Genomic DNA, 15421 nt, shown 5'->3' with positions numbered 1-15421 from the left:
TAGACCATGACCAAGAAAGTACTTCTCGTCGGCGAAAGCTGGGTAAGTTCCGCCACCCACTACAAGGGCTTCGACCAGTTCGGCAGCGTCACCTTCCATCTCGGCGCAGAACCGCTCGTCAAGGTGCTGAAGGACAGCGAGTTCGAGCTGACCTACATGACCGCGCATGACGCCGTGGAGCAGTTCCCCTTTGAGATGGCCGGCCTCGACGCGTATGATGCGATCATTCTTTCGGATATCGGCGCCAACTCGCTGTTGCTGCCGCCGGCAGTCTGGCTGCACTCGCGGACCGTTCCGAACCGCCTCAAGCTGATCAAGGCGTGGGTGGAAAAGGGCGGTGCGCTGCTGATGGTCGGCGGCTATTTCTCCTTCCAGGGCATCGACGGCAAGGCGCGCTGGCGCCGCACGGCCGTCGAAGACACGCTTCCGGTCACATGCCTTCCCTATGACGACCGCGTCGAAATTCCTGAGGGTGCGGTCGCCGACGTCGTCAAGCCGGACCACCCGACGATGGCCGGCCTTTCCGGCAACTGGCCGCTTCTTCTCGGTGTCAACGAAGTCGAGGTGCGTCCGGGAGCCGAAGTTATCGCCCGCCTTCCAGCAGACCAGGGCGGTCACCCGCTGCTTGTCCTCGGTGGCTTTGGCAAGGGCCGCACCGCCGCCTGGACGTCCGATATCGGGCCGCATTGGCTGTCACCGGCATTCTGCGAATGGGAGGGCTACGGCCGTCTGTGGAAGAACATCCTTGGCTGGATGACCGAGACGGCGCGCTAAGAAGCCGACGTTGCGCGCTGGGCAAAAACTCAGCGCGCGGCGAGGATCGCTTTGAGCTGCTCGATCGACGGAAACGCCGAGCGGGTGCCGGGACGACTGACGGTGATGGCGGCGGCCCGTGTCGCATGTTCGATTGCCGTGCAATCGAGACGGTTGCCGCGAAGCGCCGCCGATGCAAGCGCCACTGCCATGAACGTGTCGCCGGCGCCCGTGGTGTCGACGACATCGCATGCGACGGCCGCAATCCGGACACTGCTCTCGGCAGTGACGAGCATGGCTCCGTCGCCGCCGAAAGTCAGAACGACTTCGCGAACGCCGGCCGCAAGCAGCTTGCGGGCAGCATCTTCACCGCTGGTCCCGGTCAATGCCTGTGCCTCGCCCTGGTTGAGGAAGGCGATGTCGATCAAGGGCCACAGGGTGCTGAAGTAGGGACGCAGGGGAGACGGATTGAAGGCGGTGATCATTCGGCGAGCGCGCGCAGCTTCAAGGACGCCGCGCGTCGTTTCGTCCGAGAGGTTTCCCTGGAGCACCGCAAGGTCCCCGGGAGCGGCGTCGGCCAGAGGCGCGATGGCATCGGCAAGCGCGAGGTTCTGGGCGGAGTCGGTGGTGGTGATGTTGACGTTTTCGCCATCCGGCGTGGTCAGCACGATCGAGAAGTCGGTGGACTTGCCGGGTACCAGCACAAGCTGACTCACCACCGGTTCGCTCGCCAGATGCTGGCGGATCATGTCGGCGCGAAAGCCGCCGCCAAAGGCAGCTACGAGGCTTGTCGGGAGGCCCGTGCGGGCCATGACGACAGCCTGGTTCGCGCCCTTGCCCCCGAGGTCGCGCGAGCGCTGTCTGCCATGGATCGAGGCGCCCGCGGCCGGCATTTCCGACACGGCGATGGTCTCGTCCACCGTCACATTACCGATTACGTAAGCGTGCATGAACATACCTTCGAAAGGGAGAGAAATGCAGGAAATTTCTGACAAGTCCTCAAGCGCCATAAGGGAAATATTCGGGACTGACAAGGTTCTGATCGGCATGATCCATTGCCCCGCCTTCCCAGGCGCGCCGCGCTATCGTGGCGCCGATATGTCGACCATCTACGATGCCTGCATGCGCGACGCAGAGGCGCTGGTCGAGGGTGGCCTTCATGGCCTGATGATCGAAAACCACGGCGACGTGCCGTTCTCCAAACCGGAAGATATCGGCCATGAAACGGCAGCCTTCATGTCCGTCGTCACCGACCGGATCGCGCGGGCCACCGGTGTGCCGCTCGGCATCAACGTCCTTGCCAATGCGCCGATCCCGGCCTTTGCGATCGCCATGGCCGGCGGCGCCAGGTTCATCCGCGTGAACCAGTGGGCCAATGCCTATGTCGCCAATGAAGGCTTCATGGAGGGCCGTGCGGCAGAAGCAATGCGATATCGTTCGCTGCTGCGCGCCGAGCACATCAAGGTCTTTGCCGACAGCCACGTGAAGCATGGGGCTCACGCGATCGTCGCCGACCGGTCGATCCAGGAACTGACGCGCGACCTCGCCTTCTTCGATGCCGACGGCGTGATCGCCACCGGTCAGCGCACCGGCAACACGGCAACCATCGAGGAAATCGAGGAGATCGGTTCGGCGACGCACCTGCCGCTGCTCGTCGGCTCGGGCGCGACCAAGGACAACATCGTCGAAATCCTCAAGCGCACCAACGGCGTAATCGTTGCCTCGTCGCTGAAGCAGGGCGGGGTCTGGTGGAACCCGGTCGATATCGAGCGCGTCAAAGCCTTCCGCGCCGCTGCAGCGCCCGCGCTGGAGGCGTGACGATGCCGACCGAAACGCTGTCGGAACAGATGCTGCGGGAAAACGCTGCTGTCTTCGAAGCGATGGTGAACCATCGCTTCATCGAGGACATCGTGATGGGGCGCCTGTCCCCCAAGGTTTTCGAACGCTATCTCGTCTATGAGGGCGCCTTCGTGGAAACCGCGATCTCGATCTTCGCCTTTGCGACGGCAAAGGCCGAGACGATCGAACAGAAGCGCTGGCTGATTGCCGTTCTCGATGCGCTCGCCAACCAGCAGATCGCCTATTTCGATAGGATTTTTGCCGAGCGCAGCATCGATCCCGGCGCTTACGATCTCGATGTTGTCGAGGTCGAGGCTTTTCGAGCCGGCATGCTGGACATCGCCCGCAACGGCGGGTTCCTCGAAACCATCGCCGCTATGTTCGCCGCGGAATGGATGTACTGGACCTGGTCGAAAAGGGCTGCGCAAGCAAACATTGCCGATCCGCATCTGAAAGAATGGGTCGAAATGCATGCCCACGACGATTTTGCGGCGCAGGCGAAGTGGCTGAAACAAGAGCTCGACGCCGCCGGCGAAACGCTCGACGCTTCCGAGCGCAAGCGTCTGAGCACCATTTTCGGGCAAGCACAGCAACTGGAAATCGCCTTTCATGATGCAGCCTATGGCTGATCAAGGCGACGTGTGGGAACGACCATGACCCCTCGCATCAATATTGACGGCAAGCGCCTGCTGCAGCGTCTCGATGATTTCGCAAAGATCGGAGCGACGCCGGCCGGCGGAGTCAACCGGCAGGCCTTGTCGGCTGAAGATCAGGCCTCGCGCCGCCTGCTGGCGGAACTCGCGCTTGCTCGCGGTTTTCGGATCTTTCAGGATCCGATGGCAAACCTGTTCATTCGGCGGGAGGGTCGTTTTCCTCGAAGGGCGCCGTTTATGATCGGCAGCCACCTCGACAGCCAGCCGACCGGCGGGCGCTTCGATGGCGCGCTGGGCACGCTCGCCGCCTTCGAGGTCATGGAAAGCCTCGAGGACGTCGGGATCAAGGCCGATGTGCCACTTGAAGTCGTCGCCTGGACCAACGAAGAGGGTAGCCGGTTTGCCCCGGGCACAATGGGGTCCATGGCCTTTGCCGCGGGCGCGATCCCTGATGCGTGGTCAGATCTTCGTGGTCGCGACGGCGCACCATTCCTCGAGGAACTGAAAGCGACGCTCGAAGCCTTGCCAGCGGCCGAAATGCGCCCCCTCGGTTTCCCGATCTCCGGCTATATCGAGCTTCATATCGAGCAGGGTCCGTCGCTCGAACAGGAAAACACCCCGATCGGCATCGTCTACGGCATCCAGGGTACGCGGTGGCTGGAGGTAACGATCAGGGGCCAGGCAGCGCATGCCGGCACGACGGCACTCGAGTTCCGTCGCGATCCCATGGCGGCCGCCATAGCCGCGCTCGAACCGCTCTACAGCAGCATGATGCCGCGCGATCCGGGCGTCCGTTTCACTGTCGGCCGGTTTGCGGTCGAGCCGGGTTCGGTGAATGCCATCCCGGGCTTGGTGACGTTCACCATAGACCTCAGGCATCCGGAAACTACGGTCATCGACGCGTTGGAAAACCAGATCCGGCGCGCCTGCGATAACGCTGCCGCAGCCGCCGGCTGCCGGAGCGAATTGACACAGATCTTCGACATGCCACCGGCTGTCTTTTCGGAAGACCTGCTGGCCTGCCTCGATCGCGCCGCCGCGACACTCGGATTGAAGACAAAGCGCATGCTTTCCGGCGCCTTCCACGATGCCTTGTTCGTCAGTCGTGTTGCGCCGGCCGCCATGATCTTCGTGCCTTGCCGCGATGGGCTTAGCCACAACGAGGCCGAATATGTCGAGCCTGAGCACTCCGTAACAGGCGCGCGCATGCTACTTGCAGCCACCATGGAAGCGATTGTCCTAAACGCCTGACGGTCGGGCGAGATCAGTGACGAGTGATGGTGAGGCAACCGAGCCGCGCCCCCATTCACCGCGCAACTACTTCTGACCGACCAGAAGCGCGCGAACAGGGCCTCCCAGTTCCCAACGATACATTATGCGATCTTAAACGCACAAAACCGGAACATATGGAGATCGTGGCCTTACAGACGTTCGCCAATGAACGTCCCAAGGATGGAACCCGCCGCCCTCATGTCGACAAACAAACGGTTCCGGATGAGAGCGCCGAACCTCGCATCACGGCTGTAATGGGTCAAGCGTCAAATACGGCCGGACCGCCCAGAAGCGCTCAATCCTCAGACACCGAACGGAAATCGATTGGGAGATCCGTGGGTACGGTCGCCGAGCGTTCTCGGCTCGATTGAGAGCACGGGCGGGGCATCATGGCTTGAGCAGCTATAACCGATCGGGTCGCAATCGGTCGATAGAATTGGATAAGATCAGATGCGTCTATGATGTTTTTCTTTGGCCGGTCACTCGACAACTACGCGTCCTTTCCCGGTTCGAACTTCACCATCGTACCGCCACCCGTTGCCTGGTCCGTCGGAAAGACTTCTACACGCGCAACATCGACGTACACGGGGAGCGAGATCACGTCGTCGACAATGCGAGCAATGTGTTCCGGCTGGATCGGTCGGTAGCCTTCATAGAGCACCGCGTTTGCCTGATTATCGGGAATTGAGGACCGGTAGAGATCCGTTTGTACTCGGCCTGGGACAATTTCGCTGACCCTGACGGACGTCCCAAGCAAGTCGCAGCGCAGATTATCGCAGAACAGGCTGAGTCCAGCTTTGGAAGCACCATAGGCACCCATGTTCGGATATGGTGCCTGCCCGCCGCTTGAACCTATGTAGATGAGGTGACCGCGCTTTCGCGCCACCATGCCGGGGAGGAAGGCTCTCGTCAAATGAAGAGGCGCCTTGAGGTTGACATCGATCATCGCATCGATCTCGCTTGGGTCGATGTCCTGGAACGAGGCTCGGGTAGACAGGATCCCAGCGTTGTTGATGAGAATGTCAACCTCGACGCCTGCAAGCGCTTTTGCGATCCGCGCCGTGTCGCGCACGTCAGCGTGCACTGGAATAGCACCACTTGCCGCAGACAGCGCTGCAAGTTGCCCTTCATTTCGGCCCACGGCGTAGACCGTAAGCCCTTGGGCTCGCAACTTGGGCACAATCGCCTTACCGATGCCACTGGTGGCACCCGTGACGACGGCTACACGGTAAGCCTTAGACATAGATGTAGCCCCCACTGACCACGACGTTTTCGCCGGTGGCATACGTGTTTCGACTAGAAGCCATCATCACGATCCATTCCGCCATTTCTGAGGGCTCAGCTGCGCGTCCAAGTGCGCTCGCCTTGGCAAGCTCCGGCAGGAAACCAAGTTCCTTGGCTCGATCCGTTGCAAAACCTGCGGGAGCCACCGAGTTCACAAGGATCTGGTCTTTTGCACACTCCTGGGCGAACGACTTCGTCAGGCTTACCACGGCAGCCTTGGTAGCAGCATAGTGCGCGTTTTGAGGATGCGCCTTAAAGGCATCGACTGACGTGACGTTGACTATGCGGCCGGTCACCTCCGGTGCGTTAACGAACTGTCGCATATGACGAACGGCCGCAACCATCATGTGATAAGTACCTTTCACATTGACAGCGTTTTCCAGATCCCAATCCTCGTCTGTAATTTCCAAGATAGGTTTGCGCGGATAAATCGCTGCGCTGTTAACCAGCGCATGGATCCGACCGAGCTTGTCGACAATCGTTTCGAAACCACGGTGAGCGGTCTCGGAGCGCGAAATGTCCGCAACAGCCGTCGCGACCTCGGCGCCAAGTGCAGTCAGTTCGGCGGCGGAAGAGGCGAGTTGCGCCTCATTGCGATCGATCAGGCCGATCTTGGATGCACCGTGCGCGATCATCAATTTCGCCGTCGTAAGCCCGAGCCCTGCGGCCCCACCCACGATCACAACAGATTGGTTGTTCATGCTCACCCTCGTTTTTTGGAATATGTATGCTATAAGTTATATGATAACTTCTATCTGAACAAGACGATTTCAAAGCCTCACGTTCGATCGCCAAACTTTAGAGCGCAATCGCCTTGTTGGAAGAAAAATGTACCGCTTGTCGCCCGGCACGAAGCACATCGCTCGCGCCAGGCGGTGCGTGGCGCGCTAACTTTGGACTTTCGGTGGTTGCTGCATGATCCCCCGCCTTACATCGCCTCTTGCCTTCGACGATGCGGAACCGACTTTCTTTGAAAGTCTGATTGAAGCCGGATTTACGGGCGATATTGATGCGTCCGCCGCCGCGCGGATCGTATCGGCAACTGACAACTCGATTTATCAGCTAGCCCCACGGGCGGTGGTCTTTCCCAAGGGCGCAAGTGATCTTCGCGCGCTTTCGAAAGTTCTGCCTCGTTTTCGAGAGATCACTATCGCACCGCGAGGAGGCGGTACCGGCACCAACGGGCAGTCGCTAACCTCGGGGGTCGCCGTCGATTGTTCTCGGCACATGAACCGTATCCTCGAGATCGATCCCGTCCGCCGCGTGGCGCGTGTAGAGGCTGGCGTGGTCAAGGACCAACTCAATCGCGAGCTGGAGAAGCACGGTCTTTTCTTCGCGCCCGAGCTGTCAACATCCAATCGAGCGACTATCGGCGGCATGATATCAACCGATGCATGCGGCCAGGGATCCTGCCTCTACGGCAAGACAAGCAACCACGTTCTCGGGCTACGCGTAATCCTGATGGACGGCACGGACGTGTGGACCAGGCCCCTTGGAAATTCGGCCCTTTCCGAAGTTTGTGCACGCACCGATCGCCTCGGTGAAATCTACCGCACCGTTGACCGGATCACTCGTGAACAACGTGCGGAGATTGAAAGAGTATTCCCTGAACTGAACCGCTATATGACGGGCTACGATCTTGCGCACGTCAGGCGGGCGGATGGGAGCTTCGATCTCAACGCCATTCTTTGTGGATCCGAGGGGACGCTTGCGATAATCGCCGAAGCGGAACTCAACCTTCTGCCGATCCCCGCGCGCTCGGCACTTTTCAACATCCGATACGACAACTTCAACAGTGCGCTCGAAGATGCTCGCGAACTGGCCACACTTGGAGTGGCCTCGGTCGAAACGGTCGACGAAAAGGTGCTCGGCCTTGCCAAAGGGGACATCATTTGGAACGAAATCGCCCGCTTCTTCCCCGATGACGCCGCTTCTTCCTCCAACGGCATCAACATCGTTGAAGTCCTCGGCGACGACGACGCCGATTTGAAAGGCAAGATAGCCATTATTGAGAAGGCCCTGGGCAATGCCGCCTTGCGCCATATGGGCTACAGCATTGCGACGGAAAAGCGCGATGTGGAAGCGATATGGTTGATGCGAAAGCGCGCGGTCGGCTTGCTTGGAAATGTCGAGGGCTCAGTGAGGCCCGTCGCCTTTGTCGAGGATACGGCAGTTCCGCCAGAAAACCTTGCCGCCTACATTCGCGAATTCCGGTCTCTTCTAGACAACGAAGATCTCTCCTATGGGATGTTCGGTCATGTGGACGCGGGGGTCTTGCATGTCCGGCCTGCTCTCGATCTCACTCGCACCGATCACCAGCATAAGGTCCGCAGGATCAGCGATGCCGTGGTTGCGTTGACTAAAAAATATGGCGGAGTGTTATGGGGAGAGCATGGGAAGGGTGTGCGGTCGGAATATGTGCCGGAATATTTCGGCCCTCTGTATCCAGCTTTACAAGCAATCAAGGCCGCCTTCGATCCGGATAACCGCCTCAATTCGGGAAAGATCGCGACGCCAAGCCATGCCAAGCTGCTGAAGATTGATGATGTGCCCCTGCGTGGCACGTTTGACCGATCGATAGGCGATGACATTCGCGCCGCTTTTGACAACGCCGCATATTGCAACGGTAACGGCGCGTGCTTCGATTTCGAGGCAACCAGCCCCATGTGTCCGTCCTACAAGGCGACGCGCGACCGTCGCTACTCCCCTAAGGGACGGGCGTCATTGGTACGCGAATGGTTGCGCCTCCTGTCGGAGAAAAAGATCGATCCTCGCGAGCAAGCCGAGCGACAGAACCAGATCGGCAGCCTTCTAAAGCTCCCTATTCGCGCCTGGAACACCATCAATCCCGCAAATCGCAAGGATTTTTCCCACGAAGTGCGTGCCGCGATGGATACCTGCCTCGCCTGCAAGGCCTGCACCGGTCAATGCCCCGTGAAGGTCAGCGTCCCGGCTTTCCGTTCGAAGTTTCTTGAACTCTACCACACCCGATATCTACGGCCGATTAAGGACCCGATCGTAGCGATGATCGAAACGCTCCTGCCACTGATGGCGAAGGCGAGGCCGCTGTACAACACCTTTGTCGGGTCAGGAACAGGTCGCACTATCTCGCGCCTTGTCGGCCTAACTGCCCTCCCCGCCATGCCTCCACTCTCTCTAGAAAAGCAGGCAAAGGCGATGGGGGTAATGGTTGCCTCGGTCGAGCGTATTGCCGAACTGTCGGTCGAGGCACGGGCAAAGTCCGTCATATTTGTGCCAGACGCCTTCACCGCCAATTTCGATCCGGCGGTCATCGTTTCAGCATTACGGCTTGCTAAGAAGTTGGGCCTTACACCCTACCTCGCGGCCTCCCACCACAACGGCAAGGCGCTCCACGTCCACGGATACCTGCGAGCCTTTAGAAGGAGGGCTTCGCGGACTTCAAGCTATTTTGACAACCTTTCAGAACTGGGGGTGGCCCTTGTCGGTCTCGACCCGTCGATGACTCTGACCTTTCGAAGCGAATATGCTGCCTCGCCCGAAACCCGGACGAAGGCGCGAGTTCTCCTGCCTCAGGAGTGGCTTCGCAATCACCTCCATTCTCTAAAAATCGACAATCCTCTCATCCCGGAGCGCTTGATACTCTTGCCCCACTGCACAGAACGCACGAATGCCACGGCAAGCCTTGCTGATTGGCGTATGGTCTTCAGCGCGGCTGGTGCTGACCTTGAAATAGCCGATGTGGGCTGTTGCGGGATGGCGGGGACGTTCGGCCATGAAGTACGCAACCGGGCAATCTCCGAAAAGCTTTACGGAATGAGCTGGAAAGACCACATAGACCAGACAGAAGGCCGAGTCGTTATGGCGACGGGCTATTCCTGTCGCTCTCAAGTGAAAGAGATCGACAGGAAGGCTGTGCCCCATCCAATTTCTGTACTCAATGCCATAATGGGCAGCGATGAGATCTGAAACCAATTTGGCGAGGGCGATGGATCCACATATATGATAACTGGCATCAGATACCTGAGGCGTAACGTTACATGTCCATTATCCCCCGGCGCGGCAATCTCGCGCAGCTCGTCGTCGAAAAGCTGACGGACCGACTTGAGAACGGCACCTATCTGCCCGGTGAGAGGATGCCGTCGAGTGCCGAACTCTGTAAAGAGTTCGGTGTTTCTCGTACAGTCATGAGAGAGGCTCTTGCCTCCCTGAAGAGCGCTGGCCGTGTCGTGGCCCGCCAAGGCTCCGGTGTCTTCGTGACAGAGCGCGACAGTCGCCCCATTCAATTCGAGGCGGGCCGTATTGACGACATTCGGTCGGCCCTTGAGATCCTTGAGCTGCGTCTCGGCGTGGAAATGCAGTCGGTTGCCCTCGCCGCAGCGCGGCGGACCCCTGAGGCGCTTGCCGACATTGCGCGCGCCTACGACATCTTGAACGGACTTGAAACCGACGATATCGAAGCCGAAGCAGAGGCGGATTTCGCCTTCCACATGGCTATCGCACGCGCTACCCGAAATCCGCACTTTCCTCGTCTACTGGAAGCCCTCATGGGAGAAATCAGCTCTGAACTCCTAATGAAGTTCAGGCAGTCTGGTCCCTCGCGCGCGAGTTTCGTCGCCAAGATCAAGAAAGATCATGCGATGATCCTGTCTGCGATCACACAGGGCGATGAAAAAGCTGCGCAACAAGCTCTGTCGACACATCTGAGCGACAGTCTAAGCCGCTATCGTAGCCTGCTCGCGGCCGCACGATAGGAGGTAAAGGGGCTGCCCCGCAGAATCACTTATCCTTGCCTAATAAAAGCATTGCTTGCTTTCCTGGATTTGATTTCTGGCAACAATTTGGAGACGCGTATGAAGCAGTGCGACTGCTGAACGCAACGCCAACGTTGCCCCGGGACAGTCCCAGACCGAGAAGGCAACTGGCTTCTTTCAGGAAACAGGAGCACTCGCGATGAGTAAACACCGGGTCGTGATTGTTGGCGCTGGCTTTGCCGGACTGCAGCTTGCGAGGGATCTGACGCATCCAGCCGTCTCAATCACCATCGTCGATCGTAGGAACCATCATCTATTTCAACCGCTCTTGTACCAGGTTGCTACGACCGTCCTTGCGACCTCCGACATCGCATGGCCCATAAGGGCTCTCTTTCGGGGTCGCCAAAATGTCCAAACACTGCTGGGCGACGTCGTCGGAATCGACGCTGGCCAGAAGCTTGTTCTGCTCAAGAACGGCCCGCCTATCCCCTATGACACGCTCGTCGTCGCGACCGGAGCTCGACATGCCTATTTCGGACACGACGAGTGGGAACCGTTTGCGCCCGGCCTCAAAGCTCTGGAAGACGCGACAACGATCCGGCGACGTCTCCTCCTTGCCTTTGAACGAGCCGAGCTCGAGCAATCGCAGGCTGCCCGTCAGGCTCTGCTCACATTTAGCATCATAGGGGCTGGACCAACGGGAGTTGAGCTCGCTGGAATCATCGCGCAGCTTGCGCGGACTACCTTGGCCAAAGAGTTTCGCAGCATAGACACAAAGAGCGCGCGAATCCTGCTGATCGAAGCGGGGCCGCGTATTTTGCCAGTGTTTCCGCCTGAATTGTCCTCATACGCAACGGACGCCCTCACCAAGATGGGAGTGACTGTATTGACCAACAGTCCAGTCGTTGCATGCGATGAGCACGGCGTGAGGATCGGGAACGAGCAGATTCCCTGCAACACTGTTGTCTGGGCTGCCGGTGTTGAAGCGTCAAAGGCTGCCCAATGGCTCGGGGCTCCGAGCGATCGCGCCGGTCGAGTTCTGGTCAACCCGAACCTGACGGTACCCGGACGACCTGAGGTTTTCGTGATAGGCGATACGGCAGCTGTACGTTCGGAAGATGGTAAGCCGGTTCCCGGGATAGCACCGGCGGCGAAGCAACAGGGGAAATACGTCGCCGCGGTAATCGCGGCCCGGCTGTCGCAGAAGAAAGCGTTGCCCGCGTTCCGCTACAAACATCTAGGTGACTTGGCGACGATTGGGCCCAGCGCGGCCGTAATCGACTTCGGTTTCCTGCGGTTGAAGGGCTGGCTTGCCTGGTGGATTTGGGGACTTGCGCATATCTACTTTCTTATCGGAACCCGCAGCCGTATGGCGGTCGCCCTGAGCTGGCTTTGGGTGTTCATTTCCGGCCACCATTCGGCGCGGCTAATTACGCAAAAGGAGACCCTCAAAAGCGAAGTGTAAAGTTGCACCCGGTCTATGTTCCGAGAAAATGCCGTCATCGAGAAGCCGATGCGGCCGTTGTTTCTGGGCTCTTCCTTTGAGTTTGGTCAGACGCTGACGGTGAGCGGTACCATTCGGAATAGACCGGGCCTTCGCCAACATTTCTCACGGAGGTCCGTTCGGCCCGCCCCCCGCTCCTCACATGTTCGGATAGACCGGACCTTCGCCACCCTGCGGCGGCACCCAGTTGATGTTCTGGTTCGGGTCCTTGATGTCGCAGGTCTTGCAATGCACGCAATTCTGCGCGTTGATGACGAAGGTCGGCTTGCCGTCCTTCTCCACCCACTCGTAAACCCCGGCTGGACAGTAGCGCGTCGACGGACCGGCATAGATGTCGTACTCGGAGCGCTTCTGCAGCTCCATGTCCTTGACCTGCAGGTGGATCGGCTGGTCCTCCTCGTGGTTGGTGTTCGACAGGAACACCGAGGACAGCCGGTCGAAGGTCAAGACGCCATCCGGCTTCGGATAGTCGATCTTCTGATGCTGCGATGCCGGCTCGAGCGACTGCGCATCGGTCTTGCCGTGCTTCAACGTGCCGAAGAAGGAGAAGCCGAAGAGCTGGTTGGTCCACATGTCCAAGCCGCCGAGTGCGACGCCCACCGCCGTGCCGAACTTCGACCACAGCGGCTTGACGTTCCTCACCCGTTTCAGGTCCTGGCCGATGGCGCTGTCGCGCCAGCCACGTTCGATCTCGATCGGCTCGTCATTGGCGCGACCGTTGGCGATCGCCGCCGCCAGCTTCTCGGCCGCGAGAATGCCCGACAGGACGGCGTTGTGGCTGCCCTTGATGCGTGGCACGTTGACGAAGCCAGCCGAACAGCCGATCAGTGCGCCACCCGGGAAGGAAAGCTTCGGCACCGACTGGTAGCCGCCCTCGGTGATCGCGCGCGCCCCATAGGAGAGCCGCTTGCCGCCCTCGAAGGTGCCGCGGATCGCCGGATGGGTCTTGAAGCGCTGGAACTCCTCGAACGGGTAGAGATAGGGGTTCTTGTAGTTCAAGTGCACGACGAAGCCGACGGCCACCAGGTTGTCTTCGAGATGGTAGAGGAACGAACCGCCGCCGGTCTTCATGCCGAGCGGCCAGCCGAAGGAGTGCTGCACCAGGCCCGGCCGATGGTTCTCGGGCTTCACCTGCCAGAGCTCCTTCAATCCGATGCCGAATTTCTGGACGTCACGACCTTCGTCGAGCTTGAACTTGGCGATCAGCTGCTTGGCGAGCGAGCCGCGCACGCCCTCGCCGATCAGCGTGTATTTGCCCAAGAGCGCCATGCCGCGGGCGAAGTTCGGGCCCGGCTCGCCATTGCGCTCGATGCCCATGTCGCCGGTGGCGACACCGATGACGGCGCCTTCGTCGTTGTAGAGCACTTCGGTCGCGGCAAAGCCCGGATAGATCTCGACGCCGAGTTCCTCCGCCTTGGCGGCCAGCCAGCGACAGACATTGCCGAGCGAGACGATGTAGTTGCCGTGATTGTTCATCAGCGGCGGCATCAGGAAATTCGGCAGGCGGACCGAGCCCGCCGGGCCCAGGAACAGGAAATGGTCGTCCTTGACTTCGGTCTTGAACGGATGATCGGCGTCCTCGCGCCAGCCCGGCAGCAGCCGGTCGATGCCGATCGGATCGACGACCGCACCCGACAGGATGTGCGCGCCGACCTCGGCGCCCTTCTCGAGCACCACCACCGAAAGCTCCGGATTGACCTGCTTCAGCCGGATCGCCGCCGCGAGACCGGCCGGCCCCGCGCCGACGATCACGACGTCGAACTCCATGCTCTCGCGTTCGGGCAGATCTTGCTCGGTCATAAAGTCAGATCCTTGATCTTATCTGTTCTGGGCGCGGTTGGGCACGCGCTGGCACCAGACCAAAAGAAGAGGATTGCCGGTGCAACGCAAAGCCAGTTCGTTGCCCTCATCGCTGAAGAAGATGCCCCCAGGCGACCGGACAATCCAATCGTCGTCGTTCAATCGAACTTCCGCCCGCGACAATGCCAGGAACACCGTTGGGTGTTTACGGCGATGATCGGGGAAGCGGCTATAGGGCGCCATAATTGTCGCACCGATGTGGACATCGTCCCGCTCCTCCATGCCTCCTGGTCCGACCATCAAGGCGTGGGCGTGACCGCGAACAAAGTTGATGCTGGCGAACGGACCGGTTCTCGATCGATACCAACGAAGGTCCGGTGCGATGACACCAATCGCCCTCGCCAGATCGGCCATTGGGCCGCCACCTCGATCCGCGGTGTGCAGGGCGTCAGTGAGGTATCCGGATGCCGGCAGGGTGTGTCCACCGATGCTGAACATGGAACTCGGCTTAGACAGGGCATGGAAGATCTTGCCGGCCGTATAACGTGCCATCGAGCTGACGTCATGGCCGAGCAATACATTCCCGGCAATGTTGATAACCTGCTGCAGGGGGAGAGGACGTTGTCCCCATATTGCAATCGGCGCCCTGCCTTCCGGTGACGGGTCGCAGTTTGTGTTCGCCCCTGGGGTGGAGATATCAAGCATGCTCATAAGCCCCTGTCTATGGCTTATACAATCGCAGGCGTTTCAAATCGCCTTCTGCAACTCTGGCAGAGCGTCGAAGAGATCGGCGACGAGGCCGTAGTCGGCGACCTGGAAGATCGGCGCCTCCTCGTCCTTGTTGATCGCGACGATGACCTTGGAGTCCTTCATGCCGGCGAGATGCTGGATCGCCCCGGAGATGCCGCAGGCGATGTAGAGATCGGGCGCGACCACCTTGCCGGTCTGGCCGACCTGCCAGTCGTTCGGGGCATAACCGGCATCGACGGCGGCGCGCGAAGCACCGACGGCGGCACCGAGCTTGTCGGCCACCGGCAGGATCACTTCCTGGAACTTCTCCGAGGAGCCGAGCGCGCGGCCACCGGAGATGATGATCTTCGCCGAGGTCAGTTCCGGACGGTCGGACGACGACAGCGCGTCGGCGACGAACGAGGAAACACCCGGGTTGGCAGCCGCCGAAACAGTTTCGATCGCAGCCGAACCGTCTTCGGCAGCGGAGGCGAAGGCGGCGGTGCGCACGGTGATGACGCGCTTGGCTTCCGTCGTCTGCACCGTCTGGATGGCGTTGCCGGCATAGATCGGGCGCTTGAAGGTGTCGGAAGAGACGACCTCGATGATTTCCGAGACCTGGGCGACGTCGAGCAGCGCGGCAACGCGCGGCATGACGTTCTTGCCGACCGAGGTCGCGGCGGCAACGATCGTGTCGTAACTGCCGGCGAGCGAGACGATCAGCGCCGCTAAGGGCTCGGCGAGGTTGTTGGCAAGCGAGGCGTCGTCGGCGACGAGCACCTTCGAGACGCCGGCAAGCTTGGCGGCCTGTTCGGCCGCCGTCTTGGCGCCGGCACCAGCAACCAGCACATGCA

General features: G+C 60.1%; 13 protein-coding genes. 7 read left to right on the top strand and 6 right to left on the bottom strand.

What is annotated here, in order from left to right:
• Positions 1-6 precede the first annotated feature (6 nt).
• Positions 7-774: a glutamine amidotransferase gene (locus AC0C6X_RS29115; protein WP_472956479.1), complete on the top strand. Its 768-nt coding sequence runs from the start codon at positions 7-9 to the stop codon at positions 772-774.
• A gap of 29 nt (positions 775-803) precedes the next feature.
• Here AC0C6X_RS29115 and AC0C6X_RS29110 read toward each other — a convergent pair whose 3' ends face one another.
• Positions 804-1703 carry a ribokinase gene (locus AC0C6X_RS29110; RefSeq protein ID WP_472956478.1) on the bottom strand — a complete coding sequence of 300 codons (900 nt, stop codon included), beginning with the start codon at positions 1701-1703 and terminating at the stop codon, positions 804-806.
• Between the two features lie 25 nt (positions 1704-1728).
• On the opposite strand from AC0C6X_RS29110, the gene AC0C6X_RS29105 reads away from it, so the two are divergent.
• From AC0C6X_RS29105 to AC0C6X_RS29095, 3 genes are read left to right on the top strand one after another with little or no spacing between them, the layout of a single operon-like run.
• On the top strand, positions 1729-2571 hold the full coding sequence (locus AC0C6X_RS29105; protein WP_472956477.1) for a BtpA/SgcQ family protein: 843 nt from the start codon (positions 1729-1731) through the stop codon (positions 2569-2571).
• A 2-nt stretch (positions 2572-2573) separates the two neighbouring features.
• Positions 2574-3221: a TenA family protein gene (locus AC0C6X_RS29100; protein ID WP_472956476.1), complete on the top strand. Its 648-nt coding sequence runs from the start codon at positions 2574-2576 to the stop codon at positions 3219-3221.
• 24 nt (positions 3222-3245) lie between these two features.
• On the top strand, positions 3246-4496 hold the full coding sequence (locus tag AC0C6X_RS29095; RefSeq protein WP_472956474.1) for a Zn-dependent hydrolase: 1251 nt from the start codon (positions 3246-3248) through the stop codon (positions 4494-4496).
• 511 nt (positions 4497-5007) lie between these two features.
• Here the strand turns inward: AC0C6X_RS29095 and AC0C6X_RS29090 are convergent.
• Both AC0C6X_RS29090 and AC0C6X_RS29085 read right to left on the bottom strand, forming a co-directional pair.
• Positions 5008-5760, bottom strand: coding sequence for an SDR family oxidoreductase (locus tag AC0C6X_RS29090; protein WP_472956473.1), 753 nt, complete (start codon positions 5758-5760; stop codon positions 5008-5010).
• Positions 5753-6502 carry an SDR family NAD(P)-dependent oxidoreductase gene (locus tag AC0C6X_RS29085; protein WP_472956471.1) on the bottom strand — a complete coding sequence of 250 codons (750 nt, stop codon included), beginning with the start codon at positions 6500-6502 and terminating at the stop codon, positions 5753-5755. Before AC0C6X_RS29085 ends, AC0C6X_RS29090 begins: the two co-directional genes overlap by 8 nt.
• Before the next feature lie 214 nt (positions 6503-6716).
• Here AC0C6X_RS29085 and ydiJ point away from each other — a divergent pair, with 214 nt between their 5' ends.
• The 3 genes from ydiJ to AC0C6X_RS29070 all read left to right on the top strand — a co-directional run bounded on the left by ydiJ (position 6717) and on the right by AC0C6X_RS29070 (position 11999).
• Positions 6717-9749 carry a D-2-hydroxyglutarate dehydrogenase YdiJ gene (gene ydiJ, locus AC0C6X_RS29080; protein WP_472956469.1) on the top strand — a complete coding sequence of 1011 codons (3033 nt, stop codon included), beginning with the start codon at positions 6717-6719 and terminating at the stop codon, positions 9747-9749.
• Between the two features lie 71 nt (positions 9750-9820).
• A complete protein-coding gene (locus AC0C6X_RS29075; protein WP_472956467.1) occupies positions 9821-10534 on the top strand; it encodes a FadR/GntR family transcriptional regulator in 714 nt (237 codons plus the stop codon).
• A 199-nt stretch (positions 10535-10733) separates the two neighbouring features.
• Positions 10734-11999: an NAD(P)/FAD-dependent oxidoreductase gene (locus AC0C6X_RS29070; RefSeq protein WP_472956466.1), complete on the top strand. Its 1266-nt coding sequence runs from the start codon at positions 10734-10736 to the stop codon at positions 11997-11999.
• A gap of 177 nt (positions 12000-12176) precedes the next feature.
• On the opposite strand, the gene AC0C6X_RS29065 is transcribed toward AC0C6X_RS29070, so the two are convergent.
• The 3 genes from AC0C6X_RS29065 to AC0C6X_RS29055 all read right to left on the bottom strand — a co-directional run.
• Positions 12177-13838 (bottom strand): electron transfer flavoprotein-ubiquinone oxidoreductase, encoded by a 1662-nt coding sequence (locus AC0C6X_RS29065; RefSeq protein ID WP_472956465.1) that lies wholly within the window; start codon positions 13836-13838, stop codon positions 12177-12179.
• An 18-nt stretch (positions 13839-13856) separates the two neighbouring features.
• On the bottom strand, positions 13857-14543 hold the full coding sequence (locus tag AC0C6X_RS29060; RefSeq protein WP_472956463.1) for a dimethylsulfonioproprionate lyase family protein: 687 nt from the start codon (positions 14541-14543) through the stop codon (positions 13857-13859).
• A gap of 42 nt (positions 14544-14585) precedes the next feature.
• The coding region (locus tag AC0C6X_RS29055; RefSeq protein WP_472956461.1) for an electron transfer flavoprotein subunit alpha/FixB family protein at positions 14586-15421 on the bottom strand (836 nt) is incomplete at its 5' end.

The organism is Ensifer sp. VA4 (assembly GCF_055710065.1).
This window is presented reverse-complemented; position numbering and strand designations above follow the sequence as displayed.